The sequence below is a fragment of the Prevotella sp. KH2C16 genome, from assembly GCF_900113305.1.
Lineage (GTDB): Bacteria > Bacteroidota > Bacteroidia > Bacteroidales > Bacteroidaceae > Prevotella.
The window spans coordinates 57,967-81,919 of record NZ_FOOW01000005.1 but is presented as its reverse complement, the minus strand read 5'-3'; the positions used below and the strand labels follow the sequence as shown (position 1 = coordinate 81,919).

General features: G+C 45.7%; 17 protein-coding genes. 5 read left to right on the top strand and 12 right to left on the bottom strand.

What is annotated here, in order from left to right:
- Window positions 1-193: 193 nt before the first annotated feature.
- From BM114_RS05085 to hisG, 4 genes are all read right to left on the bottom strand, one after another.
- Window positions 194-1,669 (bottom strand): anaerobic C4-dicarboxylate transporter, encoded by a 1,476-nt coding sequence (locus tag BM114_RS05085; protein ID WP_092111081.1) that lies wholly within the window; start codon window positions 1,667-1,669, stop codon window positions 194-196.
- Window positions 1,670-2,022: 353 nt separating this feature from the next.
- Window positions 2,023-3,057, bottom strand: a complete 1,035-nt coding sequence (gene hisC / locus BM114_RS05080) for a histidinol-phosphate transaminase (protein WP_092111079.1) — start codon at window positions 3,055-3,057, stop codon at window positions 2,023-2,025.
- Window positions 3,058-3,060: 3 nt separating this feature from the next.
- Window positions 3,061-4,350 (bottom strand): histidinol dehydrogenase, encoded by a 1,290-nt coding sequence (gene hisD, locus BM114_RS05075; protein WP_092111077.1) that lies wholly within the window; start codon window positions 4,348-4,350, stop codon window positions 3,061-3,063.
- Between the two features lie 7 nt (window positions 4,351-4,357).
- Window positions 4,358-5,209 (bottom strand): ATP phosphoribosyltransferase, encoded by an 852-nt coding sequence (gene hisG / locus BM114_RS05070; RefSeq protein WP_092111075.1) that lies wholly within the window; start codon window positions 5,207-5,209, stop codon window positions 4,358-4,360.
- A 122-nt stretch (window positions 5,210-5,331) separates the two neighbouring features.
- Between hisG and BM114_RS05065 the strand changes: the two genes are divergently transcribed.
- On the top strand, window positions 5,332-6,531 hold the full coding sequence (locus tag BM114_RS05065) for an MltF family protein (RefSeq protein ID WP_092111072.1): 1,200 nt from the start codon (window positions 5,332-5,334) through the stop codon (window positions 6,529-6,531).
- Window positions 6,532-6,783: 252 nt separating this feature from the next.
- Window positions 6,784-6,966: a DUF4250 domain-containing protein gene (locus tag BM114_RS05060; protein WP_092111070.1), complete on the top strand. Its 183-nt coding sequence runs from the start codon at window positions 6,784-6,786 to the stop codon at window positions 6,964-6,966.
- A 240-nt stretch (window positions 6,967-7,206) separates the two neighbouring features.
- Here the strand turns inward: BM114_RS05060 and BM114_RS05055 are convergent, their stop codons facing one another.
- Together BM114_RS05055 and BM114_RS05050 are read right to left on the bottom strand one after the other, a co-directional pair.
- Complete coding sequence (locus tag BM114_RS05055; protein ID WP_092111068.1) at window positions 7,207-8,310, bottom strand: AAA family ATPase; 1,104 nt, start codon at window positions 8,308-8,310, stop codon at window positions 7,207-7,209.
- Window positions 8,311-8,312: 2 nt separating this feature from the next.
- A complete protein-coding gene (locus BM114_RS05050) occupies window positions 8,313-9,830 on the bottom strand; it encodes a DUF4301 family protein (protein ID WP_092111066.1) in 1,518 nt (505 codons plus the stop codon).
- A gap of 113 nt (window positions 9,831-9,943) precedes the next feature.
- On the opposite strand from BM114_RS05050, the gene BM114_RS05045 reads away from it, so the two are divergent.
- On the top strand, window positions 9,944-12,154 hold the full coding sequence (locus tag BM114_RS05045; protein WP_092111064.1) for a RelA/SpoT family protein: 2,211 nt from the start codon (window positions 9,944-9,946) through the stop codon (window positions 12,152-12,154).
- Here the strand turns inward: BM114_RS05045 and BM114_RS05040 are convergent.
- Entirely contained in the window at window positions 12,149-12,769 is a 621-nt protein-coding gene (locus BM114_RS05040; protein WP_092111062.1) for a TetR/AcrR family transcriptional regulator, read from the bottom strand. The two genes, BM114_RS05045 and BM114_RS05040, sit on opposite strands and share 6 nt — an antisense overlap.
- Before the next feature lie 130 nt (window positions 12,770-12,899).
- On the opposite strand from BM114_RS05040, the gene BM114_RS05035 reads away from it, so the two are divergent.
- Window positions 12,900-15,188, top strand: a complete 2,289-nt coding sequence (locus tag BM114_RS05035) for an NADP-dependent malic enzyme (RefSeq protein ID WP_092111059.1) — start codon at window positions 12,900-12,902, stop codon at window positions 15,186-15,188.
- Between the two features lie 257 nt (window positions 15,189-15,445).
- On the opposite strand, the gene BM114_RS05030 is transcribed toward BM114_RS05035, so the two are convergent.
- The 5 genes from BM114_RS05030 to ileS are packed head-to-tail and all read right to left on the bottom strand — an operon-like array spanning window position 15,446 to window position 22,793.
- A complete protein-coding gene (locus BM114_RS05030) occupies window positions 15,446-17,086 on the bottom strand; it encodes a dipeptidase (RefSeq protein WP_092111057.1) in 1,641 nt (546 codons plus the stop codon).
- Window positions 17,087-17,112: 26 nt separating this feature from the next.
- Window positions 17,113-18,090: a DUF4296 domain-containing protein gene (locus tag BM114_RS05025; protein WP_092111055.1), complete on the bottom strand. Its 978-nt coding sequence runs from the start codon at window positions 18,088-18,090 to the stop codon at window positions 17,113-17,115.
- Window positions 18,080-18,760, bottom strand: coding sequence for a lipoprotein signal peptidase (locus tag BM114_RS05020; protein WP_092111053.1), 681 nt, complete (start codon window positions 18,758-18,760; stop codon window positions 18,080-18,082). The genes BM114_RS05025 and BM114_RS05020 overlap by 11 nt, the downstream gene beginning before the upstream one ends.
- A gap of 2 nt (window positions 18,761-18,762) precedes the next feature.
- Complete coding sequence (locus BM114_RS05015) at window positions 18,763-19,143, bottom strand: TraR/DksA family transcriptional regulator (protein WP_092111051.1); 381 nt, start codon at window positions 19,141-19,143, stop codon at window positions 18,763-18,765.
- A 41-nt stretch (window positions 19,144-19,184) separates the two neighbouring features.
- Window positions 19,185-22,793: an isoleucine--tRNA ligase gene (gene ileS / locus BM114_RS05010; protein WP_092111049.1), complete on the bottom strand. Its 3,609-nt coding sequence runs from the start codon at window positions 22,791-22,793 to the stop codon at window positions 19,185-19,187.
- An 898-nt stretch (window positions 22,794-23,691) separates the two neighbouring features.
- On the opposite strand from ileS, the gene BM114_RS05005 reads away from it, so the two are divergent.
- Entirely contained in the window at window positions 23,692-23,949 is a 258-nt protein-coding gene (locus BM114_RS05005) for a DUF3781 domain-containing protein (RefSeq protein ID WP_092111047.1), read from the top strand.
- The last annotated feature ends 4 nt before the right edge of the window (window positions 23,950-23,953 follow it).

The following is a 23,953-nucleotide window of genomic DNA, read 5'->3' as shown; positions in this document are numbered from 1 at the left end:
GCTCCTTTCTTTTGTCAGCAATAAAACAATCTCGCCGAGATTATGCGACAAAATCGCCGAAATCGTCCGACAAAATCGCCGATTTTGTCAGCCAAACAGCCGCTGCCCACAAATCGGTCTGTCGGCAACCATCTATAAACAAACTATCCCGGTCGAAGAAATCAACCGGGACAATCTTTACATCTTATACTGTCTAAATCCACCCAATGGAATGGAAGAAGAACGCTATGCCGTATCCGCAGATGGTTGCGATAACGACATGAATCATCCCGGGAATCATGAACGAATGGTTAAGCAGGTATTTGCCTATCACCGTAGTACCGGAACGGTCGAAGTTTACGGTCGCAATATCTGACGGATAGTTCGGGATGAAGAAATAGCCGTAGACCGAAGGCATGATGCCGAGCAATATCCAGCCGTCGATTCCGAGTGAATAGGCCAGCGGCAACATGCTCACTACGACCGCTCCCTGGGAATTAATAAGCACGGAAACCATGAAGAAAGCGAATGCCATGGCCCATGGATAGGCTTTGACGAGGTCGGTCAGCATAGCTTGCATTTCAGGTTTATAATTGTCAAAATAGGTATTGGCCATCCAGGCGATGCCATAGATGGCAACCACAGCAACCATGCCGCTTTGCCATACAGCGCCGGCAATGGCCTTCTTGGGCTTGGCCTTGCAGAAGATAATCATCAACGCGGCGGCTGAAATCATTACGATCTGGATAACAAGGTTCATGGTGAGATGTTTAGGAACCGTTTCTGTTACACCGGCAAGAACCACACTGGCCTTAGCCAGCTGCTTGGCAGACTCCGTAACGCCATTGGCCAGGGTTATCTCTGCCGGGCCTCCTTTGACAACAGCAACCTCATTCCACGCGGGGAGGATGTTGTGGCCAGCCATCGTAAAGACAGAGAATACGACGATAAGTGCCAAGGCTGCGAGAAAAATGTAAACGGCACGCTTACTTTCCGGGGCAATCTCCTTGTCCAGGGTCGTGGCACTGCTGCCATAGATGTAGTTATACTGCACGGGATCTTTCAAACGAGCCTGGAACTTAGGGTCCTTATCCAGATCGAGTCCACGGTTCCAACTATAAGCTACGGCCGCAAGAATACCGATGACACAAGCTGGAATCGTAACCAGAATCACCTGTAGATTACTGACATTGTACCCGTTCTCCGCGGAAATAGTCGCAAATGCCACAACAGCAGCGGCAATAGGGGAACAGGTAATACCAATCTGCGAGGCTATACTTGCGATGCCGCAAGGACGCTCCGGGCGAATGCCCTTCTTCAAGGCAATATCACAGATAATGGGCATCAGAGTGTAGACCACATGCCCAGTACCCACTAAAATCGTGAGAACGAATGTTGTGAACGGAGCCAACAGCGTAATGCGATCGGGATGTTTGCGCAGCAACCTCTCCGCTACCTGAATCATCCAGTCCATTCCTCCCGAAGCCTGAAGCATGCCGGCACAAGTTACGGCGGCAATGATGATGTAGATAACATCCGTTGGAGGTGTGCTGGGCTCCAACTGAAAACCGAAAACAAGAATGGCTAAGCCAATACCGGAAATTGCTCCAAGTGCCAGCGAGCCATAGCGGGCACCTACCCAAAGAGCCAGTAATACTACCAGCAATTCAATTACCATTAATAATGTCATAGACTTTTAGTTTTATATATATTTAAGCTTCCTATCAATCATTTTGTTAGATGTACATTGCAAATGTAGTAATTAATAATGAAACTTCATGCTTTTTCTATTATTTTTTTCTGCTAAATCCATGCAGCATACATTGTTATCGAACACAATCTTTTTGATTTAAATCAAGAATATTGGCCGTTGGAAACATTTTCCCTTAAAACAGAAACAAAATCTGGAAAATCGTTCTATCTTCGCAATAGTTAGTTTAGAGGAAGAGAGAGAATCAATGACAGGGCGATGAAAAGTAACAACTTTCATCGCCCGTGTTTTATCTCATATAAATGGTTTCTTATCTTAATATCTACGGTTCCTTACATTGACCTCAATGCAGAGAGCAATTCATTGTTCTCGCTTTTTGTACCCACGGTTATCCGCAGGCAATTGCCGCACAAGCTGACACGCGTACGATTTCGTACGACAATTCCCATCCTTACTAAATAGTCATAAATGCCTTGCGCATCGGTCATCTTAGCCAAGAAGAAATTCGCGTCAGTAGGATAGACTTTCATCACGCAGGGTAAATCACGAAAGGCACATACCAACCGGGTTCGTTCATTTAATATCGCCTTCACCCAATCCTGTACTTGATAGGGATCTCGCAAAGCTTCGATAGCCTGTTTCTGGGTAAGCAAATTCACATTATAGGGATACTTCACCTTATTAAATAAGTCGATGATATCCTTTGACGCAAATGCCATCCCCAGACGAATTGCCGCAGCTCCCCAAGCTTTGCTCATTGTGTTCAGGACAATGAGATTGGCATACTTCCCCAATTCGGAGCGAAAGGTCTGCTGCCTGGAGAAGTCGCTGTATGCCTCATCTACGACAACAATCCCCTGAAATCCTCGTAATATCTCTACGATCTCCTCGCGATTGATATTGTTAGCGGTAGGATTATTTGGAGAGCATATCCAGATCAGCTTTGTTTTCTCATCACATGCAGACAATAATTTTTCCGCGGTAATTTGGTAGTCTGCATCAAGGAGAACCGGCCTGTATTCTACATCATTTATATCAGCACAGACCTTATACATCCCGTATGTCGGCTCAATGGCAACAGCATTGTCCTGATCGGGACTACAAAATACACGATATGCCAGGTCTATCGCTTCATCGGAACCATTACCCAGAAATATATTCTCTACGGGAACCCCCTTTATTTTGCTGAGCAAGGCCTTTACCTCCAGTTGCAGAGGATCCGGATAGCGATTAAAGGGGGAATTGTATGGATTCTCGTTTGCGTCAAGAAACACATGGGCTACATGTCCGGAATATTCGTTTCGCGCACTGCTATAGGGAGCCAAGTCCCAAATATTGAGCCGTACTAAATCCTTGAGTGGTTTCATCCATTAATCGTTTTTCATATTATTCATCCGCACACGCATAGCATTCGCATGTGCTTCCAAATGTTCGTTTTCTGCCATTACCACAACAGATTTCCCTATGGAATGTATCCCTTCTTCTGAAAGATGCTGGAAGGTTATCTTGCGGCAGAAGGAATCGAGATTGACCCCGCTATAGGCAACTGCATAGCCATGTGTAGGCAGGGTGTGGTTAGTGCCCGAGGCATAATCTCCTGCACTTTCGCATGAATACTTACCAAGGAAAACAGAGCCGGCATTGATAACATGTTGGGCCATTTCTTCATAATTACTAACGGCAAGTATTAAATGTTCGGGAGCATAGGCATTGCTGAATGCAATAGCCTCCATCCAGTCATGTACGAGAATTAGCTTGCTGTTTTCCAATGATTTCTCGGCGATTTCTTTACGCGGAAGCACACTTAGTTGATTATTCACCTCTTCCTCTACAGCTATGAGGGTTGCTTCAGAGGTCGTGATAAGAACGGCCTGGGAGTCGCTTCCATGCTCTGCCTGCGAGAGAAGATCCGCAGCCACATACATTGGATTACTATCCTCATCCGCAATGACACACACCTCGGAAGGCCCCGCCGGCATATCTATGGCAACACCTTGGGTTTGCACCTGCTGCTTTGCTGTCATAACATACTGGTTTCCCGGCCCAAACAGTTTGTACACTTGAGGAATACTTTCCGTCCCATAAGCCATCGCTCCAATAGCCTGAACGCCCCCAACCTTATAAATTTCATCCACACCGGACACCTTTGCAGCCACCAGAATTGCAGGATTGATTTTTCCTTCGTTGTCTGGCGGAGTACATAGAACGATTTTCTTACACCCTGCTATTCGAGCAGGGGCTGCCAACATGAGCACCGTGGAGAATAGGGGAGCAGTTCCCCCTGGAATATAAAGTCCGACTTTATCAATAGGGATACTCTCCTGCCAGCATACGACTCCTTGAGCCGTCTCTATCTTCTCACCCTTAAAGACTTGTTTCTCATGGAAGCGCACTATATTACCAAAAGCCTGCTGTATAGCATCTTTTAAGTCAGAAGAGACCAATGAGTCTGCCTCTTGTAATTCTTTTGCTGACACTTTTAGTGTTTCCAGTTCTACCTGGTCGAATTTCTGACTATACTTTCTTACTGCAGCATCGCCATGCAGCTTTACATCCAACAGGATTTTGCTAACCGTTTCATTAAGTTTTGAAAAGTCTAAATGGGGACGCTTAACAATTTCTGCCCACTCATCCTTAGTTGGATAGATATATTTCTTCATATAATTATTATAATATCATTTTTTCAATAGGGGAGACAAGAATACCCTGAGCCCCCAATTCCTTAAGCTTTCCGATGATTTCCCAGAACCTCTTTTCGTCCAATACGGTATGAATGGAACACCAATCCGCATCAGCCAAGGGAATAATCGTGGGACTTTTGATACCAGGAAGCACCTCGGTAATTTCCTTTACCTTATCCTTCGGGGCATTCATCATGACATATTTCTTGTCTTGCGCAGAGCGAACAGCCGAAAAACGGAACAACATTTCCTTGAGAATTGTCTTTTTGGCAGCTTCCATTTGCTTATTGGCAATGAGAATAGCTTCACTTTTCATGACGATTTCGACTTCTTTCAAGTTGTTATGCGTCAGGGTAGAACCCGAAGAAACAATATCAAAAATCGCATCGGCCAATCCTATTCCAGGACTTATCTCTACGCTTCCTGTTATTACATGTATATCTGCATTTACCCCTTTGTTCGCCAGGAAGTTTCTCAAAATGGTAGGGTAGGAGGTCGCGATCTTTTTGCCTTCGAAGTATTCAATGCCGTTATACTTCTCTGTCTTCGGAATAGCAAGGCTCAACCGACATTTGGAAAACCCCAACTTCTCTATGACTTCTGCATCCTCCTGACGCTCACGAAACTCATTCTCGCCGACAATGCCAATATCCGCAACGCCATTTGCAACGCTTTGAGGAATGTCATCATCACGAAGGAAAAGAACCTCAAGGGGAAAATTACTACTTTCAACAAGTAATGTGCGCTTGCTTGATGGTATCCTGATATCCGCTTCCGAAAGTAAATTCATCGTATCATCAAAAAGACGACCCTTTGACTGTACTGCAATTCTCAACATTTCTCTCTATATATTTTATCTAAAACTTTCTTATCTTAATAACTTAATTAATCTCAATTTCACAGGCAAATTTACTATTTTCCGCCCAATTTAGCAAATATTGTTGTACTTTTGTACCAATTATGTACAGAATTGGATTTATATTCACTCTCATTACAATTTTCTGTTGCTGTATCGGATGCAAGGAAAAACGGTCAGAGCAGTTGACTCCATGGGGCACTCCAATGGAGCAAAGAATAGAGGAAAGTATAGATACCAGTTCTACCGGTATGGCCCTAAGCGACATTATTAATAATGGGGAGCTTATTATGCTGACCCTTACGGGACCGGAAAATTATTATGATTACCATGGACATGGCATGGGAACACAATACCTGCTGTGTGAGAAGTTTACACAAACGATAGGAGTTGCGCTACGGGTTGAGGTTTGTAGAGACACAACCGAACTGCTACAAAGACTCAATCGGGGTGAAGGAGATATTATAGCCTGCGCATTGCCAATGAATAAAAAAGGCAGACTTCTTTATGCCGGCGTAGTAGACAAGGAAAAAGGCACTTCCTGGGCTGTGGAAAGAACGAATAAAGAGCTCGCAGACACCTTGAATAACTGGTTTAAGCCAAGCATGGTTGCTCAAGTTAAGAAACAGGAAAATTGGATGCTGTCAACTGCAAGTATCACAAGGCATGTATATTCTCCAATGCTCGATAAGGGCAAAGGAGTTATCTCAAATTACGACCACCTCTTTCAAAAATATGCTCCGATTGCCCGCTGGGACTGGCGCTTATTAGCCGCCCAATGCTATCAGGAAAGCACTTTTGACCCTAAAGCGCATTCATGGGCAGGTGCCTGCGGACTCATGCAGATTATGCCTTCTACGGCAGAGCGACTCGGACTGCCTCACGACCAGTTGTATGAACCCGAACCAAACATAGCTGCTGCTGCACGATATATTAGTCAGCTCGATGCGAAATTTCAAGATGTTCCAAGCAGGGTGGAACGAATTTCATTCGTACTTGCAAGTTACAATGGCGGTTATAGTCATGTTCGTGATGCAATGGCATTAGCCAAGAAACATGGAAAAGACCAATATCGATGGCCTGATGTCAGCGAATTTATATTAAGGCTAAGTGATTCCAAATTCTATAACGACCCAGTAGTTAAGTATGGTTACATGCGAGGAGCCGAGACATATGATTATGTGCAACGGATTCAAGGTCGGTGGAATGAGTATCGTGGCATGTCCCGAGGTACCGGATTCCATATCTCGCCGGGAACCGTAACTCCACAACGAGCTACCAAGAAATATAGATACCATGTTTAGTCTGTCCCCAATCCAATTCCTATTGAATGGGGATGGTTTATTGGCTTTATGTTCTTTTATTTATCATAATATGTATTATGTTTAAATAATACCGTTTTTTACCCAGAGGTTATTAGATAACTCAATCAGAAATGGCATATAATTGTCTAACATCAAGAAATGTGATTGTTTTCGGGAAATTAGTATTACTAATTTGAATGATAAGAAAATGCTTGCTAAATTTGCACCCGTCAATCTAAAAAGAAGGATAATATGGATAGATTACCAAATGATTTGCCGATGCTGGTATCAGCTATAAATTTCTTGCTGAGGGACAACGAGTTTGATAACCTGGATCAGATTTGCTTCGCCTTTAGCCAAGACAGAATGGAATTAGAGCAAAGACTGGCTAAGGCTGGATATCATTACGATGCACAGGATAAGCGTTTCTGGTAGACAGAAATGATCTTAAATTATGATAAACAGGAGGTATGTCAATAGGCATGCCTCCTGTTATTTTATAAACCAGCCATCTCTTATTCTAAGATAAACGGCTAACAGCCTGACAAAATCGGCGAGATTGAATGACAAAATCGGCGAATTCGTCGCACAAAATCGGCGATTTTGTCGCGCACTAGGCAATCAAAGATTTCCCTCCTTCCCCTTTCCACAATAAAGAGATGCGTTTGGCTTCGTCTATTGATTCCGTAATGCCAGATTATAATTGTAGTATTCGTTACGCCCTGTTATATCTTCAACAACTCTTATGAACGGTGGAAAGTTAACCTTTTCATCAGACGCAACTCCCTTTGTTTCAAGTATTTGCATCCCATCATTAAAGCTATGATATGAATCGAGCTCAAAATATTGCCCCTTCCAAATAAAGCTTCGGCGGGTCTTCTCTATTGTCCGGCGATAAGGGTCGGCCTGCTGAAGCAATGAATCGTAAAGGTTATTGCTCACTTGGCGCTCCACTTCCACCTGCTCATGATTAGGAAGCCGCTTAATAGTCGTATGCACATTGACACGCTTACCTTCCCAGATGCGTTTACGAAGGCGCACCTCCGCACCAGGCTCTGCCGTGAGGTAAGTCTGAATTATCTCACTCTTGACGGAGTCTGGAATCTCTCCGGTAACCTCTACCCTATACTTTCGTTCTTCGGTAATGGGCTGCGGCAGGCCGAGAACCGATGAAATTTCCTTGAGCACACGGTTTATCTTGTTTTCAAAATTCTCATGATTATTGATGACGCGAAGATGAGAATGGCCGGCCCAGGCCTCCATGACACGCTTGTCCAGATGCCTGGCCACGGCAAGCCCCTCGTTGTCGGCCTTTTCCAGGCGCTGCGCATTGGTCGCCGTCGTATAGAATTTCTCTGCCCCATCAGCAGCACTCACCATGTGAATTACGGCATCATATCGATGATCCCGCAATTCCATGGTCGAAGTTCCGACCTCTGAAGTTATTTTGTTCCATGTAGCCTGATCCATATATGCAGAGATGTCCAGAGCCCCTCGATCACAGATGATGATAGAGGGCTGGCTGCATTGCTCTGCCATTTGCGTAAACTTATCCTCAAGAGCCAGTTGAATTTCCAAGGTAGACTTCTCTCCTTCATAGAAGAAAGCCTTATTATCCGTCAGATAGTCCATGCCAGCCTGCGTAAAAAGGGTTGGAACCTCCGGAATGGTGAACACCTTGAATCCCAGGGAGGAGAAATGTTCTATTACCTTCACCAAGGCCGTTGTCTTACCGGCACATGGTCCACCGGTAAGTACAATTTTCTTTATAGCGTTCATGTCTACTGATGCTCTTCCCTCAACAAATCATTAACCGTCTTCACGGGATTGAATGTAATCAACGGAACCTCTACGAATATGGTATTCCAATCGCTCATCGCCCCATTCCATAATCCCGGCAATTCCAGGGCCAGGAGTTCTTTGCCATTTTTACTCTTGCTGCTGACGAAGCCTGTCTTGGAATCTACATACTTTAGCAGGTCAAACTTCCCGCCTTTGTAATTCTTTGTAGCGCAAACGAGATCTACGGGATTAAAGTGTGTTCCTTCCGTAAACATTCTCACATAGCCCGGATTATTCTTATCAATCTGGGAACTCTCCAATATCTGCAATGACACCGACCCGTCAGCATTCCTAACGAGGAACGGGCCGCCGCCTGCCTCTCCCTGATTCTTTACAACGCCGCATACACGCATCGGCCGGTTCAATTTGTCATGCAGGTAATTTACAAGTTCCGCATCCTCCAGGTTCTTGATGTCCGGTCGGCGGCAATACAAATCACGCTGGACAAAGCGAATAATCTCCTCTATCTGTTCATGGCTGTATCCACCGCTGTCTAATAATTCGAGATATCCAAAGGCCTTCTGCTGCAATGTTACAAGAATTCCTGCAAGGATATTCTTATATAAGGTAGTGTCTCCCTTTAGTCTGTCAGGCACCACATTATCTATATTCTTGATAAAGACCACATCGCCGTCAATGTCATTGAGGTTCTCTATCAGCGCCCCATGGCCTCCTGGACGGAAAAGCAATGTGCCATCCTCGTTGCGGAACGGACTTCCGTCAGGATTTGCAGCTATCGTGTCGGTGCTTGGCTTCTGCTCTGAGAAACTGATATTATAGGTTATGCCGAACTGCCTTTCATATTTTGCCTTCTTTTCTGCCACTTTTTGCTTAAAGAGCTCAAGGTGGTCATGGCTTACCGTGAAATGAACATCGGCCTCGCCATTACTGTTTGCATACAGGGCAGCTTCTATCAGATGTTCTTCCATTGGGGTGCGGGGGCCATCCTCATAATTATGGAACAGCAAGAGCCCCTTGGGGAGATTGCCATAATTCAGCCCTTGAGGCTCAAGCAAGTTGGCCACGACCGCCTTGTAATTGTCCGTCTCAACAAGTTCCTTAATCCCCCTACCCTCTTTTTCCTTACATTTGCCATTCAGATCTTCCGCAAAGGCGAAACATTCTATATGCGCGAAGAATTGTTTCTCGAAGTCTGTGGTCGGGACATCGTAGTCTGCTGTCAGGAAGGCAAACAAGTCTTTGAACATACGACTGGCCGCGCCAGACGCAGGGACAAACTTGACAATCTTATGACCTTGCGCCTTATATTCGTTCCAACTATCTATGTAGTGCTCACGCTCTTCCGGGTCTGGCTGCAAGATCCCATGCTCTTCGGAAGCCGCTGATTCAAGGACCAAGAAAGGAAAGCCTGCCCTGATCTGTTGTAACTGATGCTCAACCTGCCCGACGCTACTGCCGCGAGCCTCAATCTGCTTGATATCGTTATTTGTAAACATAATTATTTAGATTTTATTTATTTCCCGTAATATCACCCACAAATATAGTTACTTTTTCTGAAAAAGGGAAAACTTTCAATCATTTTTTGTATCTTTGTAATATCAATATACATATGGGCGAGAAATTTGAATTCACTCTTGCTGAAAGGCAACAGACCATAGCCATCCTCAAGCGGCTCAAACTGTCTATCGGAGACACCCTGAAGATGGATGATGGGCAGAAAATTGAAAAACTGCTCACCGCTGCTATCCGTCAGAATCAAATCCAACGGGATGTCTTTGGGTTGAATCCCATACTTACTGCATTACAGACTGCCGAGCTTGCCGTTAACGACATAGGACTGAAAAGGGATGGGGTGGTCTCTATCCTACTCTATTGCACGGTCATCAATGGCTTCACCACCATTGAGAAAACAAGACAAGACTTTGGCGAGAGTGTTGCACATATCATCCATGGTCTTATACGCCTTCATGAATTATACAAGAAAAATCCCGTCATAGAGAGCGAGAATTTCCGCAATCTCCTCCTCTCCTTCGCCGAAGATATGCGTGTAATCCTGATCATGATTGCCGACCGGGTCAACTTGATGCGCCAGATTCGCGATACTGACGAGCTCGAAGCTAAAAAACAAGTAAGCGAAGAGGCCAGCTATCTCTATGCCCCCCTTGCCCACAAACTCGGACTCTACCAACTGAAGTCAGAGCTTGAAGACCTTTCTCTGAAATACTTGGAGCATGATGCCTACTACATGATAAAGGAAAAGCTCAATGCTACCAAGAGAAGTCGCGATGCCTATATAGAAAGGTTCATCAAGCCTATTAGCGAGAAGCTCACGGCTGCCGGCCTGAGGTTCCACATGAAAGGCCGGACAAAGAGCATACATTCCATATGGCAGAAAATGAAAAAGCAGCATTGCGGTTTTGAAGGCATTTACGACCTTTTTGCCATTCGCATCATCATCGACAGCCCGTTGGAAAAAGAGAAGATGCAGTGTTGGCAAGCCTACTCCATCATTACCGATATGTATCAGCCCAACCCTAAGCGGCTTAGAGACTGGCTCAGCGTGCCAAAATCTAACGGCTATGAAAGCCTGCACATCACGGTGCTGGGACCGGAGAGCAAATGGGTGGAAGTGCAAATTCGTACGGAAAGAATGGATGAGATTGCCGAACACGGCCTTGCAGCTCATTGGAGATACAAGGGAGTCAAAAGTGAAGGCTCCATGGATGACTGGCTGGCAAGCATCCGATCTGCCCTCGAAGCTGGAGATAACCTGCAGGTGATGGACCAATTTAAAATGGATTTATATGAAGACGAAGTCTATGTGTTTACCCCAAAGGGCGATTTGTTCAAGTTTCCCAAAGGGGCAACGGTGCTGGATTTTGCTTATCACATTCATACAAAGGTTGGAAGTACATGTGTAGGAGGAAAGGTAAACGGCAAGAATGCCTCCATTCGGGATATTCTCCATTCGGGTGATACGGTAGAGATACTGACGCAAAACAATCAAAAGCCAAATAGCAACTGGCTTAACATTGTGAAGACCTCAAAGGCAAAGTCGAAAATCCGATTGTCGCTAAAGGAGACCCAGGCGAAGGAAGGGCTACTTGCCAAAGAGATGTTGGAGCGCCGTTTCAAGAACAAGAAGCTTGAAATGGAGGAAAGCGTGATGAATCACATGATCAAAAAGATTGGGTTCAAGGAGATGTCTGAATTTTACAAGCAAGTTGCAGAAGGCAAACTTGACCCTAATCAGATTGTCGAAAAATATATTGAGACAAAAGAACATGATCAGAATTCCAGCTCTACGAAAACTTCTTTGTCAGCAGAGAATTTTAGCCTTGAAGGACACGAGGGAGATACCGGTAAAGGAGAAGACGATGTCTTAGTCATTGACCGCAACCTGAAAGGAATTGATTATTCCCTTGCGAAATGTTGCCACCCCATCTTTGGAGATCCAGTATTCGGGTTTGTTACCGTCAATGGGGGCATTAAGATCCATAGGGCGGACTGCCCCAACGCTCTGGAACTACGCAAGCGTTTCGGCTATCGTATCGTAAAGGCCAAGTGGTCCGGCAAGGGAACATCGCAATATACAATCACACTCCGCATTGTCGGCAATGACGATATAGGAATTGTGAGCAACATTACAAATATTATCTCAAAAGAAGAAAAAATCGTAATGCGCTCGATAAACATCGACTCTCACGACGGGCTCTTCAGCGGAAATCTGGTCGTCATGATTGATGACACATCCCGTCTTGAGAATCTTATCAAAAAAATCAGAACTGTCAAGGGGGTCAAAATCGTTGACAGACTATAACTTCTCCAACATCTCATCCACAACTTTTACCCCCCTTTGAGTACAAATACCCCTGATCAGGAGCAGAATCACATTGCGGAATATATGCTGCAATGAGTATTGCTTGTATAATTGAATCTGCATTACATGCTGCATAGTCGCCTGCCCCATGCGAGAAACAATTTCGAAATTGACATCTTCCCTAAAGAACCCCTCCTCTACTCCTTTCTGCAGGAACTCTTTACTCTTGGATTGGCTCTCCTCATGTAGCTCGGAAAGATAGGAAACTGCATTCGGAAACTTGTGTATATCCGAGAAATATAGTGGACTTACCGTGGCAAAACTGCGCATTTCCATCTTGAAAAACTGAACGAAAACATCAATAACACTACGATTTCCCATGGCCATGAATCTCATAAACTCCAAGTTTCTCTCTTCGTGTTCTGCCCTCAGTCCTTCCAACAAAAGCTCCTCCTTGTTTGGATAGATCTCATATAAGGTGCGCTTTGAAATGGAAAGATTATTTGCAATATCATCCATTTTGACTTGTTTGATACCATTCTTCTTAAACTCCTTGATGGACTCTTTTAATATCCGCCCCTTAAGCTCCTGGCGGTAAGCTGTAACTTTAGCCATAGCAACTATTTTATTCTTTCTGTTGCAAAGTTATAAAAAATATCAAAAACTCGCACGCATTTCTTAGTTTTTTCTTACCTTTGTAGAACAAATGTATATACTCAAGCTATTAAATAAAACATAAATATCTATGGTAAAAGTTACAAAAGAAGCTGCCTTAGAATATCATCAAATGGGCAGGCCAGGAAAGGTTGAAGTAAAGCCAACCAAACCATTCCATACGCAAATGGATCTCAGTTTAGCCTATTCGCCAGGAGTGGCATTCCCATGTCTGGAAATCCAGAAAAATCCCGATGATGCCTACAAATATACCGACAAGGGAAACCTTGTGGCAGTAATATCCAACGGCACAGCCGTCCTTGGCTTAGGCGACATCGGTGCACTAAGCGGCAAGCCGGTAATGGAAGGCAAAGGTTTGCTTTTCAAGATTTACGGAGGCATAGATGTCTTTGATATTGAAGTGGACGAAAAGGATCCCGAGAAGTTTTGCGAGGCAGTGGAACGCATTGCCCCGTCGTTTGGAGGCATCAACCTCGAAGATATCAAGGCTCCGGAGTGTTTCTATATTGAGAACCGGCTCAAACAGACACTTGACATTCCCGTTATGCACGACGACCAGCACGGCACGGCAATTATCAGTGCGGCAGGTTTAAAGAATGCACTGGAAGTTGCAGGTAAAGACATAGCCAAAGTCAAACTCGTCGTCAATGGGGCGGGAGCAGCAGCCATCAGTTGTACAAAACTATACTGTGCCCTTGGCCTGAAGAAGGAGAATATCATCATGCTCGACTCCAAGGGAGTCATTACTTCCGACAGGCAGAACCTCAATGAGCAGAAGAAACTCTTTGCGACCGACCGCCGGGATGTGCATACCCTGGAGGAAGCCGTCAAAGGTGCGGATGTCTTTGTCGGACTGTCTAAAGGCAATATTCTGACTCAAGACATGATTCGCTCTATGGCCGACAACCCCATTGTCTTTGCGCTTGCCAATCCCGTTCCCGAGATCAGTTACGAAGACGCTATGGCCAGCCGCCCCGATGTACTGATGTCGACAGGGCGTTCGGATTACCCCAACCAGATAAATAATGTCATAGGGTTTCCCTATATCTTCCGCGGCGCGTTAGATGTACATGCCAAGGCCATTAATGAGGAAATGAAAATGGCAGCCGTGCATGCCATCGCCGACCTGGCAAAGCAGGCTGTCCCCGATATTGTTAACGATGTCTATCATGTCAACGACCTGACTTTCGGTCCGCAATACTTTATTCCCAAACCTGTAGATCCCCGTTTGATTACGGAGGTAAGTGCTGCCGTGGCAAAGGCCGCGATGGACAGCGGCGTTGCCCGCACCCCCATTAAGGACTGGAAAGCTTATAAGGAAAGCCTCCGCCAACTGCTGGGGCAGGAAACCAAACTTACACGCACGCTCCATGCTACGGCCGCAATGCATCCCCAACGCGTCGTGTTTGCCGAGGGCGGCCACTCCACCATGATGAAGGCTGCCGTCCAAGCCAAACAAGAAGGCATCTGCGAACCCATTCTGCTGGGCAATCCCGACCGCCTGACCCGCCTTGCCAATCGGCTGAAACTGGATCTTTCAGATATCAATATCATTGATATGCGTGCCGACAAAGAACAGGGGCGGCGTGCTACCTATGCCAAGCACCTGGCAGAAAAGCGTGCACGGCAAGGATATACATTCGAAGAGGCGTATGATAAAATGTACGAGCGAAACTACTTTGGCATGTCGATGGTGGAGCATGGTGACGCAGACGCATTCATCACAGGCCTCTATACGAGATACTCTAATACTATCAAGGTGGCCAAGGAGGTGGTGGGCGTCCGCCCGGAATTTAATACTTTCGGCACCATGCATATCCTGAACACGAAGAAAGGAACTTTCTTCATTGCCGACACTTTGATTAATCGGCATCCCGATGAGAATGTCCTTTACGATGTGGGCAAGCTCTGCGCCAACTCTGTACGCTTCTTTAACGAAGAGCCTGTCATTGCCATGATCAGCTATTCCAACTTTGGAACAGACTCCACAGGAAGCCCCCAGCGTGTCCACGATGCAGTAAGCAGACTTCAAGAAGACTTCCCCGACCTGGCCATTGACGGGGAAATGCAGGTGAATTTCGCACTTGACAAGAAGCTCCGCGATGCGAAATATCCGTTTACCCGCTTAAAGGGCAAGGATGTAAACACGCTGATTTTCCCTAACATGAGTAGTGCAAACGGAAGCTACAAGCTGCTACAGGCTCTTGATCCGGATGCCGAAATCATCGGTCCCATTCAGATGGGATTGAATAAGCCGATACACTTCACTGACTTTGAATGTTCTGTCCGCGAGGTTGTGAACATTACTGCCATTGCGGTCATTGATGCCTATGTGGAGAAAATCAAGAATAAGCGATAGAAACGGAAAGTGCTTTTAAAATCTTTGTTCTGGGCAAGAATGGTTTCTAATAACTGTCTTGCCCAGACTTGGATATAGTCGCAAGCATTCTTACAAGCCGCGTGTAATCCGATTACACACAGCTTGTAATCTTGTTACACACGGCTTGTAATCCTTCAGAAAGCCATTAACAGGAATTAGATTGGCAAGTTATCATGGCACAAAAAAGAGAGTGCCGCCCACACTTTGGCCAGCACTCTCCATGATATCAAGCACAATTATTCAGGTTGTCTGAACTTGTCTCTTGTTTCCTTTACCAGTCTGCGGGCATATTCTTCAGGAAAACCTTCGCGGATAACCTTGGCTCCAAGTCCAGTCTTTGTCCGGAGAAACTTGCCGTTCTCCGTCGGCTTTACGGCCATATCATTATATTTCACGATGAGATATACAGCCAGTTGCTTCCATCGAGCCAACATCTGCTGCGCCTTTTCATTGCTATACTCATTCAGATATTTCAGTGCCGCAGCCTTGTCTGACGCATAGAGAGCTTTGGCCTTTGCCTCTACCGCCGGCTGTAACTCAAAGTAGGTTTTCTCCAAAGAGTCTCTTACTTCCTGAAGACTTGGGAACATCTGCGAATAGCGGGGATAAACCATGTTGCTCACCCAGTTGCATACCCAGAACGCATTCTTGTCAGAGAAGGTAACGGCATCGGCTCCCGGCGTGTTGTAACATTCCGGCTGAACCGTATTCCCACAATAAACAGGAGTATAGGCGACCATGTTGCCGTCGTCGTTTCCCCACCACATCACGCCTCCAATCTCACGAGGCAGCCAGCTACGCATCTGGGAAACATAGCTGAATCCAGTCTGTTGGGTGCTCGTTGGCCGCTCATTGAAATATTTCTGTCCGTTTACCTTGAAAGAAAGCGGAGTCGGCCGATAAGGCATTTGCCAGATGCCTCCACCCATATCAAGCGTGTCAGTAGCAAGGGCCGTTCCCTCATAGTGATCGCGCATGCAGGCTTCTACTTCCTGTACACTCACCTTGTGATCAGGAATTATCCACAAGGGCATGTCCTCGGCCTTCGGATCTTTGCCCAAGGCCCATGGGAGATAACGGTCAAATCCTTTGTCAAAATGATGGAAGAAAGCCCATACCCTGGCATCGCAAAACCGTCGCCCGCCAAAGTCGGGCGCAGCATACACCCACTTCCAGGAAAAGTCGGAGTCTTTGCCGGAATACCAACCCTTAGAGCGAGCATACTTTACAACATCCTTTGAATAAAGAACATTCTTCTTGTCTTTCATGTCAAACTTCCCAATACGGCTCTGGTTGGCATGTGCACAGATTGCATCGTCGGGCACCCTCATGGCGACCCATACGACTCCCTTCGACCCGGACCCTTTGCCCATCATCTCCATAATCCATGCTTCATTGGCATCACAGATGGTAAATGTTTCCCCACTACTGTTATAGCCGTAGGTCTCGGCAAGGTTAGTCATAACGGAGATGGCCTCACGGGCTGACCTTGAGCGCTGCAATGTGATATAGATAAGGCTTCCGTAATCGAGAAGGCCGGTAGGATCAATCATTTCCTCGCGCCCACCATATGTCGTTTCGCCGATGGTAACCTGGTATTCATTAATATTACCAATCACATTGTAGGTTACAGGTGCCTCCGGGATTTCTCCATGATATTCCCCTGTATCCCAGTCATATACTTGGCGCATTGTACCTTTCTGATGAGTTGCGGCTGCAAAATGGCACAGATTCTGGAACATGCCGTAATCATCTGCATTGTAGGTACAGATAACGGAGCCGTCGGTACTTGCTTTCTTGCCTACAATGAAATTAGTACAGGCCAGCCCTGCGGTTGAAACAGTCAATAGAAACGATAATAGGATTTGCTTTCTCATATTTAAAGTGGTTAGTTATTATTTCATTATCGTACGACGGATTTGTTTTTCGGAAGATTTTCAGGAATCATCTCCGCCTCCTTCACTCTTTGCGAATGATTGGGCACTCCCTCAAGTCGTGGCGGGGGGAGGGGAGCATTCGTGGAAGGCGGAATACGCCCGCCAGAAGAGCGGAAGTCGCCGACGGCCTTGGCGGAATCTTGCTTGCTCCTCTCCTCTTCTACCTTTCGGTTTTCATGCATACGGATAAGCTGGATGTTATCTATGAACATTAACTGCAGTGTCGTGGATGAGACATCGCCTCCCTGAGACTGATTGAGAATGAAATATCCCCTTACTTCTTTAATGCCGAGACGAGCGTCATCTGCCAATGTCAAGCGAAAATGATTGCTATTCGTGATTTGGATATTCGTAGTGGCAACACTATCGTTGGCAAATCGCATAGCCATGACCACTGCAGCATTTCTCATTCCATCTTGATAGATATAGTTTACATCAAAGTTCAGCATTAGTTTGTCTCCCTTGTGGAAGCTGGAATCCGTTTGGAAGGAGAACGATTTATGGTTAAATGGAACTTTCGGCATCAACAGGAATGATTTGTCCCCTGACCAAATATTCGCCGTATCCCCAGTAGCAGAAAGCGCGCTGTACTTATTTAGGTCAGATTCACTGACACCTAATGCCTCGGCCTCTTTCTTATAGCGTTCTGCAATATTCTCATAAATTTCATGCAGTTCTCCCGTATGGCGCATATAATAGGCTAAAGAGGCGTCAAACTGCTCTTGAGTCACTTCATACTTGCGAAAGACAGCGTCTTCATAAGTCCGTTCGTCAATAGGGCGAGATTCATTCCGTTCTGCCATTGTCTGAGCCAGATGATAATCATAAAGGATATCCTCCATATCTCCCTTTGAGAGGATTCCATCCGGCAAAGACGGTTTACAGCCAGAAAAGGCTAGCAATAAAACTGCAAAAAGAGGCCATTTCATCGGATTATTTTTCATCAGATTCAGCCTTATTTATCATATCCTTGTCCGTGTTAGCTTCTTTAGAGGCGAACAACCCCTCCAAGTCTTTTCGACAGAAAAGAAACAGCAAGACTACCCCAACGGATACACAGGCATCGGCAAAGTTGAAAACTGGCGAAAAGAATACAAAGTCTTCTCCGCCGACAAAAGGCATCCAAGAAGGCCAAGTCTCTGTGATAAGCGGGAAATAGAACATGTCTACCACCCTGCCTGTCAGGAAATCCGCATACCCGGTACCGAAAGGAACGAATGTCGCAACGGAATAAGGCGTGGATTCACTGAATATCAGGCCATAGAAGGTACTGTCAAGAATATTTCCTGCCGCTCCGGCCAATATCAGAGAAAGAAATAGGATATAACAAGTACGGGCTCCAGACCTCACCTGTTTCCATATATACCACCCTATCCAGCATGAGACGACAATACGCATCAAACTCAAAAAGAGCTTGTTGAAGAATGTCATACCAAATGCCATCCCCTTATTCTCGATGAAATCGATGAAAAACCAATCTGTTATCTGGATGGACTCTCCCAAATACATATTGGATTTCACGAGAATCTTAATTACTTGGTCGATGATAAGGGCAACGACTATAAGGATGACAGACAGCCAACCGTTACTAACTTTCTTTTTATCGTGATTCATTCTCAATGCTTGCGAGCATTTTTAGACGCAACACTCAATGTGGCATGAGGTACTGCACGAAGACGCTCTTTGGGAATCAATTCTCCCGTAAGGCGATCCACCCCATATGTTTTGTTTTCAATACGCACCAAGGCAGCCTCCAATCCCTGGATGAATTTCTGTTGGCGATAAGCCATCGTCGTCAGTTCCTCTTTCGTCTGCGTAAGACTCCCTTCTTCCAAAGCCTTATAGGTCGGAGAGGTGTCATCCACATCATTGGTGTCCTGGTTCATTAACTGGCGCATCATCTTGTCATAACTTTCACGCGCAATCTCCAGTTTCTGGTTAATTATAGTGCGGAACTCTTCAAGCTCCCCGTCACTATAGCGTTTTTTTGTTTCCATTAGCTTAGGATTGAAATCAATTATTGAAGAGGCAGAGAAGATTAGTTCTTCTCCACCTGAATATTAAGCTTAAACTCGTCAAAATCCGTTTCCACACCATTGTTTTCCCCAACGGTAATGTCATCTGCAAGAACTTGAGTCTTGATATACTCCCCGTAATCCTCTATTGCGGCATTGGTTTCGGCATTCGGCGCCACAACGATATTAATGCGATCGGTAATTTCAAGACCACTTTCTTTGCGGATGTTCTGGATACGGTTAATCAGCTCACGAGCCATACCTTCTTTGCGAAGGTCGTCTGTAAGTTCCACCTCTAATGCTACGGTAAGATTTCCTTCATTGGAAACAAGCCATCCGGGAATATCTTCACTAATTATTTCCACATCCTCTATGTCGACGGTAATTTCTTGACCTTCAAGCATAAAAGTATATTTTCCTGTAGCTTCAAGAGAGCCTATCTCTTCTTGGGAAAGACCATCCATTTGGGCTGCCACGCCCTTCATTAACTTGCCGAACTTCTTGCCCATTACACGGAAGTTGCATTTCACCTTCTTTACAAGGAAATCACTATCTTCCACGAAGTCCAAGGACTTCACATTCACCTCATTCATAATGAGATCCTTTACGGCCTCTATATGTTTTTTCTGTTCATCGTCGATAGTAGGAACCATAATCTGCTGTAATGGCTGGCGCACCTTGATGTTCACCTTACGGCGAAGTGCCAGGGTCATAGAGGTGATTTTCTGGGCCATATTCATACGAGCCTCAAGATCCGCGTCAATGGCAGCCTCGTCGACTTCCGGGAACAAGTCGAGATGTACACTCTCCAACTCACCTCCCAAGTCGTGATATAGCTCGTCTGCATAGAATGGTGCAAACGGGGCTATCAGTTTTGCAACTGCCATCAGGCAGGTATAGAGGGTCTGATAGGCATCCAGCTTATCCTGACTCATCTCTTTCCCCCAGAAGCGTTTGCGGTTGAGCCGGACATACCAATTACTGAGGTCGTCGTTGACGAAAGTCTCTATGAGACGGCCCGCACGAGTGGGATCATAGCTGTCGAGCTCTCTCTCCACTCCCTTGATTAACGAGTTTACCTTTGAGATAATCCAGCGGTCAATCTCTGCGGTGGGCTTGGTGCACTCCTCCTTAGGCTCATATCCGTCCACATTGGCATAGAGAGCAAAGAAGCTGTAAGTGTTATAAAGCGTCCCGAAGAACTTACGGCGGACTTCGTCAACGCCTTCCGGGTCGAACTTAAGATTGTCCCAGGGCTCGGAGTTCGTCATCATATAGAAGCGTACGGGGTCTGCTCCATACTTATGAATCATCTCAAACGGATCCGTCACATTTCCTATATGCTTGCTCATCTTGTTGCCCTTGGCATCAAGCACGAGTCCTGTCGAGATTACATTCTTGAATGAAACGGAATCGAAGACCATGGTCGCGATTGCATGCAGGGTAAAGAACCAGCCACGGGTCTGGTCTACTCCCTCATTGATGAAATCAGCCGGGAAGAAAGCGGGAGCAATGGGTGTGCCCTCATAATCTGAATGAATCAGTTTCTGGCGGTCTGCCTCCGTACCTCTTGACATTTCACCTTCGAACGGATAATGCAACTGAGCGAAAGGCATCGAGCCGCTGTCGAACCAGACATCAATCAAATCACTCTCCCGGCGCATAGGCTTCCCTTCATCGTTAGCCAATACAATATAGTCAATATAGGGGCGGTGGAGGTCTATCTTGTCATAATTCTCCTGGGAATAGTCTCCGGGTATAAACCCCTTGTCTTTCAACGGATTGCTCTGCATAATGCCGGCAGCGACCGACTTTTCTATTTCATTATAGAGTTCTTCCACCGAGCCTATGCACTTCTCATTACGATTATCATCACGCCAGATTGGCAATGGAGTTCCCCAGAAACGCGAGCGGCTCAGGTTCCAATCGTTCAGATTCTCGAGCCAGTTGCCAAAGCGCCCTGTTCCCGTTGACTCCGGTTGCCAGTTTATGGTCTTGTTAAGTTCCACCATCCTCTCCTTGCATTGCGTGTCTTTGATGAACCAACTGTCCAAAGGATAATAAAGAATAGGCTTATCCGTGCGCCAGCAATGAGGATAGTTATGTACATGTTTCTCGATCTTGAACGCAGCTCCCTCCTGCTTCATTTCCATGCAAATGACTATGTTCAGGTCTTCTGCCTTCTCGCTTGCCTTCTTATCCCAGACTCCGTCCGGATTAAACTCCGGTGCATAGGCATTCTTCACATAATCGCCTGCATGACGGGCATAGGCATGAACATCGACACATGCCTTGGTAAAGTTCTCGTCAAGCTCATCCAGAACATAATATTTGCCTTGAAGATCAACCATCGGACGGGTCTCGCCTTTCTTATTAATAAGATACAGGGCAGGGACATTTGCATCCCGGGCAACCTTTGCGTCGTCGGCACCAAATGTAGGAGCTATGTGCACAATGCCCGTACCATCCTCGGTAGTTACATAGTCGCCAAGGATAACCCGGAAGGCCTCGCCCTCCATTTCGACAAATTGGTCGCGGCCATTTGTCGCGCCAAAGACTTTCTCGGGGTGGGCTTCGGCATATGAACTCACAAAAGGAGCTGTAAAATCATCCAGCTTTTCACACGGCTTCACCCACGGCATCAGCTGCTGATAATGGTACCCCTCAAGTTCCATACCCTTCATGTGGTCTATAATCTTATAGGGTACATACTTGTCGCCATGCACATAGTCGGGCAGTTCACCGCCATCCGTAACCAGTCCCTCCGGTTTCAGATAGGCATTCACTAAGGGCTCCGCCATGATGAGGGTCATCTTTTCTGCCGAGTATGGGTTATAGGTCTCTATTGCTACATAGTCAATCTTAGGACCCACGCAGAGTGCCGTGTTCGATGGCAAGGTCCATGGGGTGGTTGTCCAGGCAATGAAATAAGGCTTGCCCCAGTTCGTCCACTCTGCTTTGGGATCCTTTATCAGGAACTGCGCCGTAACGGTGGTGTCCTTTACATCCCGATAACAGCCCGGCTGGTTCAGTTCATGGGAGCTCAGACCCGTACCTGCTGCTGGAGAATAGGGCTGGATGGTGTAGCCTTTATAGAGCAAGCCCTTGTTGTAGAGCTGCTTCAGGAGCCACCACAAAGTCTCTATATACTTGTTGTCGTAGGTGATATACGGATGGTCAAGGTCGACGAAATAGCCCATTTCCTCGGTCAGTTGGCGCCATTCTGCCGTGAACTTCATCACATTTTCGCGGCATCTCTGGTTATACTCTTCGGTAGAGATATACTTGTCTGACTTCTCGTTATCGATATCCTTCTTGGTTATTCCGAGCTCTTTCTCAACACCCAGCTCCACGGGAAGGCCGTGGGTATCCCATCCTGCCTTGCGATGCACCTGCATGCCGCGCATGGTCTTATAGCGATTAAATGTATCCTTGATACTACGAGCAAGCACATGATGAATACCCGGATGGCCGTTTGCCGAAGGAGGACCCTCGAAGAAAATAAATTCCGGACATCCCTCGCGTTCATCAATACTCTTATGGAAGATGTCGTTCCTCTCCCACTCTGCCAGCACTTTTTGATTGGTCTCCACCAAATTCATGCTGGTGTGCTCTGCAAATTTTTTCGCCATTTTATACTCTAACTTTTATTTTTTTATCAAATTTGTCGTGCAAAGATAGTATATTTTTGCTGCCCCACCAAATTCTAAAACTTATTTTTTATGTACGCACGCGCATTATACCGCATTGCGAAAAGGTTTCAGGGCATAGAGAATATAAACATACGCCCCAACTAAGGAGAAATAATTTTGCCATAAATACTGACAAACCTGCCCGAAATAGGCTTTAGTTTGAGAATGATCCACATCTTTGTCCGCAAAACAGGCCTAAAATCGCGAAATATATAAGGGTCTGATAATCAAGAGGTTGAGTAAAAGCATCCTTGGGAACAAGAGTATTTGGAAGCCAAGAAGGCCGCCTTTTGGCTTCTTTTTAACGGCTTTTTATGCGGTCGGAGACCGTTAAAAGCAACATAAAAGACCGCCTAAAGGAGAGTAAAAGGTGGCCTTTTACTATTCCGATGAGCACAAATGCTCCAGAAAGAACCGTCTTCTGCCCCTAATGACAGTTATTTCCTTCACCAGAAAGAGTGTTTTCTGATAAGGAAAATTGCGAATTTAGTTTACAGAAAGTCAAGATATTAATAGTTTGCCGAGAGTTTTTCTACCTTGGCATCACCCCCCATCAGACCATATGAATTGATTCGGAGGGCGAGTTCTCCGGAAAAATGCAAGCTAAAAACACTCAAAATGCTTGTCAGCTTGAAATTAATGTCTATATTTGCAAAGAAATCAATCTAAGCAAAAGGTTGAAGAAAATAAACGCGGAAAAGGAAGATGAAGAGTGTCTTGTAAATAGCAAGGTGCGGCAACTCGGGTAAATCACTTTGCACAAGCCTGCGAAATCAGTTTCGGAAGGGTGCTCTAAAGACATTCCCATCTTGGCACTTTGTCTAAAAACCACGCCCCTATGGAGCATCTGCTGAAAGCAATTATCATGGAAAGACTCTGCTATACACAACTTGTATATGACAGAATCAACCGAAAACTCGGACTTCATCTATCGCCCCAAGAAATAGAAAGTTTTGTGTCAGACATTATCAAGTGCACGGACGAAGCTCATATTCTGAAGAAGGGAAAGAACTATTATATTAGCAACGGCACGGTACATATCCGCATTACCATCAATTCTGCGACATACAGGGTCATCACAGTGGATAAGATTTAAGAAC

Coding starts and splice junctions, on each gene's coding strand:
- BM114_RS05085 (WP_092111081.1), bottom strand. CDS start 1,669: ATGACATTATTAATGGTAATTGAATTGCTGGTAGTATTACTGGCTCTT.
- hisC (WP_092111079.1), bottom strand. CDS start 3,057: ATGAAACCACTCAAGGATTTAGTACGGCTCAATATTTGGGACTTGGCT.
- hisD (WP_092111077.1), bottom strand. CDS start 4,350: ATGAAGAAATATATCTATCCAACTAAGGATGAGTGGGCAGAAATTGTT.
- hisG (WP_092111075.1), bottom strand. CDS start 5,209: ATGTTGAGAATTGCAGTACAGTCAAAGGGTCGTCTTTTTGATGATACG.
- BM114_RS05065 (WP_092111072.1), top strand. CDS start 5,332: ATGTACAGAATTGGATTTATATTCACTCTCATTACAATTTTCTGTTGC.
- BM114_RS05060 (WP_092111070.1), top strand. CDS start 6,784: ATGGATAGATTACCAAATGATTTGCCGATGCTGGTATCAGCTATAAAT.
- BM114_RS05055 (WP_092111068.1), bottom strand. CDS start 8,310: ATGAACGCTATAAAGAAAATTGTACTTACCGGTGGACCATGTGCCGGT.
- BM114_RS05050 (WP_092111066.1), bottom strand. CDS start 9,830: ATGTTTACAAATAACGATATCAAGCAGATTGAGGCTCGCGGCAGTAGC.
- BM114_RS05045 (WP_092111064.1), top strand. CDS start 9,944: ATGGGCGAGAAATTTGAATTCACTCTTGCTGAAAGGCAACAGACCATA.
- BM114_RS05040 (WP_092111062.1), bottom strand. CDS start 12,769: ATGGCTAAAGTTACAGCTTACCGCCAGGAGCTTAAGGGGCGGATATTA.
- BM114_RS05035 (WP_092111059.1), top strand. CDS start 12,900: ATGGTAAAAGTTACAAAAGAAGCTGCCTTAGAATATCATCAAATGGGC.
- BM114_RS05030 (WP_092111057.1), bottom strand. CDS start 17,086: ATGAGAAAGCAAATCCTATTATCGTTTCTATTGACTGTTTCAACCGCA.
- BM114_RS05025 (WP_092111055.1), bottom strand. CDS start 18,090: ATGAAAAATAATCCGATGAAATGGCCTCTTTTTGCAGTTTTATTGCTA.
- BM114_RS05020 (WP_092111053.1), bottom strand. CDS start 18,760: ATGAATCACGATAAAAAGAAAGTTAGTAACGGTTGGCTGTCTGTCATC.
- BM114_RS05015 (WP_092111051.1), bottom strand. CDS start 19,143: ATGGAAACAAAAAAACGCTATAGTGACGGGGAGCTTGAAGAGTTCCGC.
- ileS (WP_092111049.1), bottom strand. CDS start 22,793: ATGGCGAAAAAATTTGCAGAGCACACCAGCATGAATTTGGTGGAGACC.
- BM114_RS05005 (WP_092111047.1), top strand. CDS start 23,692: ATGGAGCATCTGCTGAAAGCAATTATCATGGAAAGACTCTGCTATACA.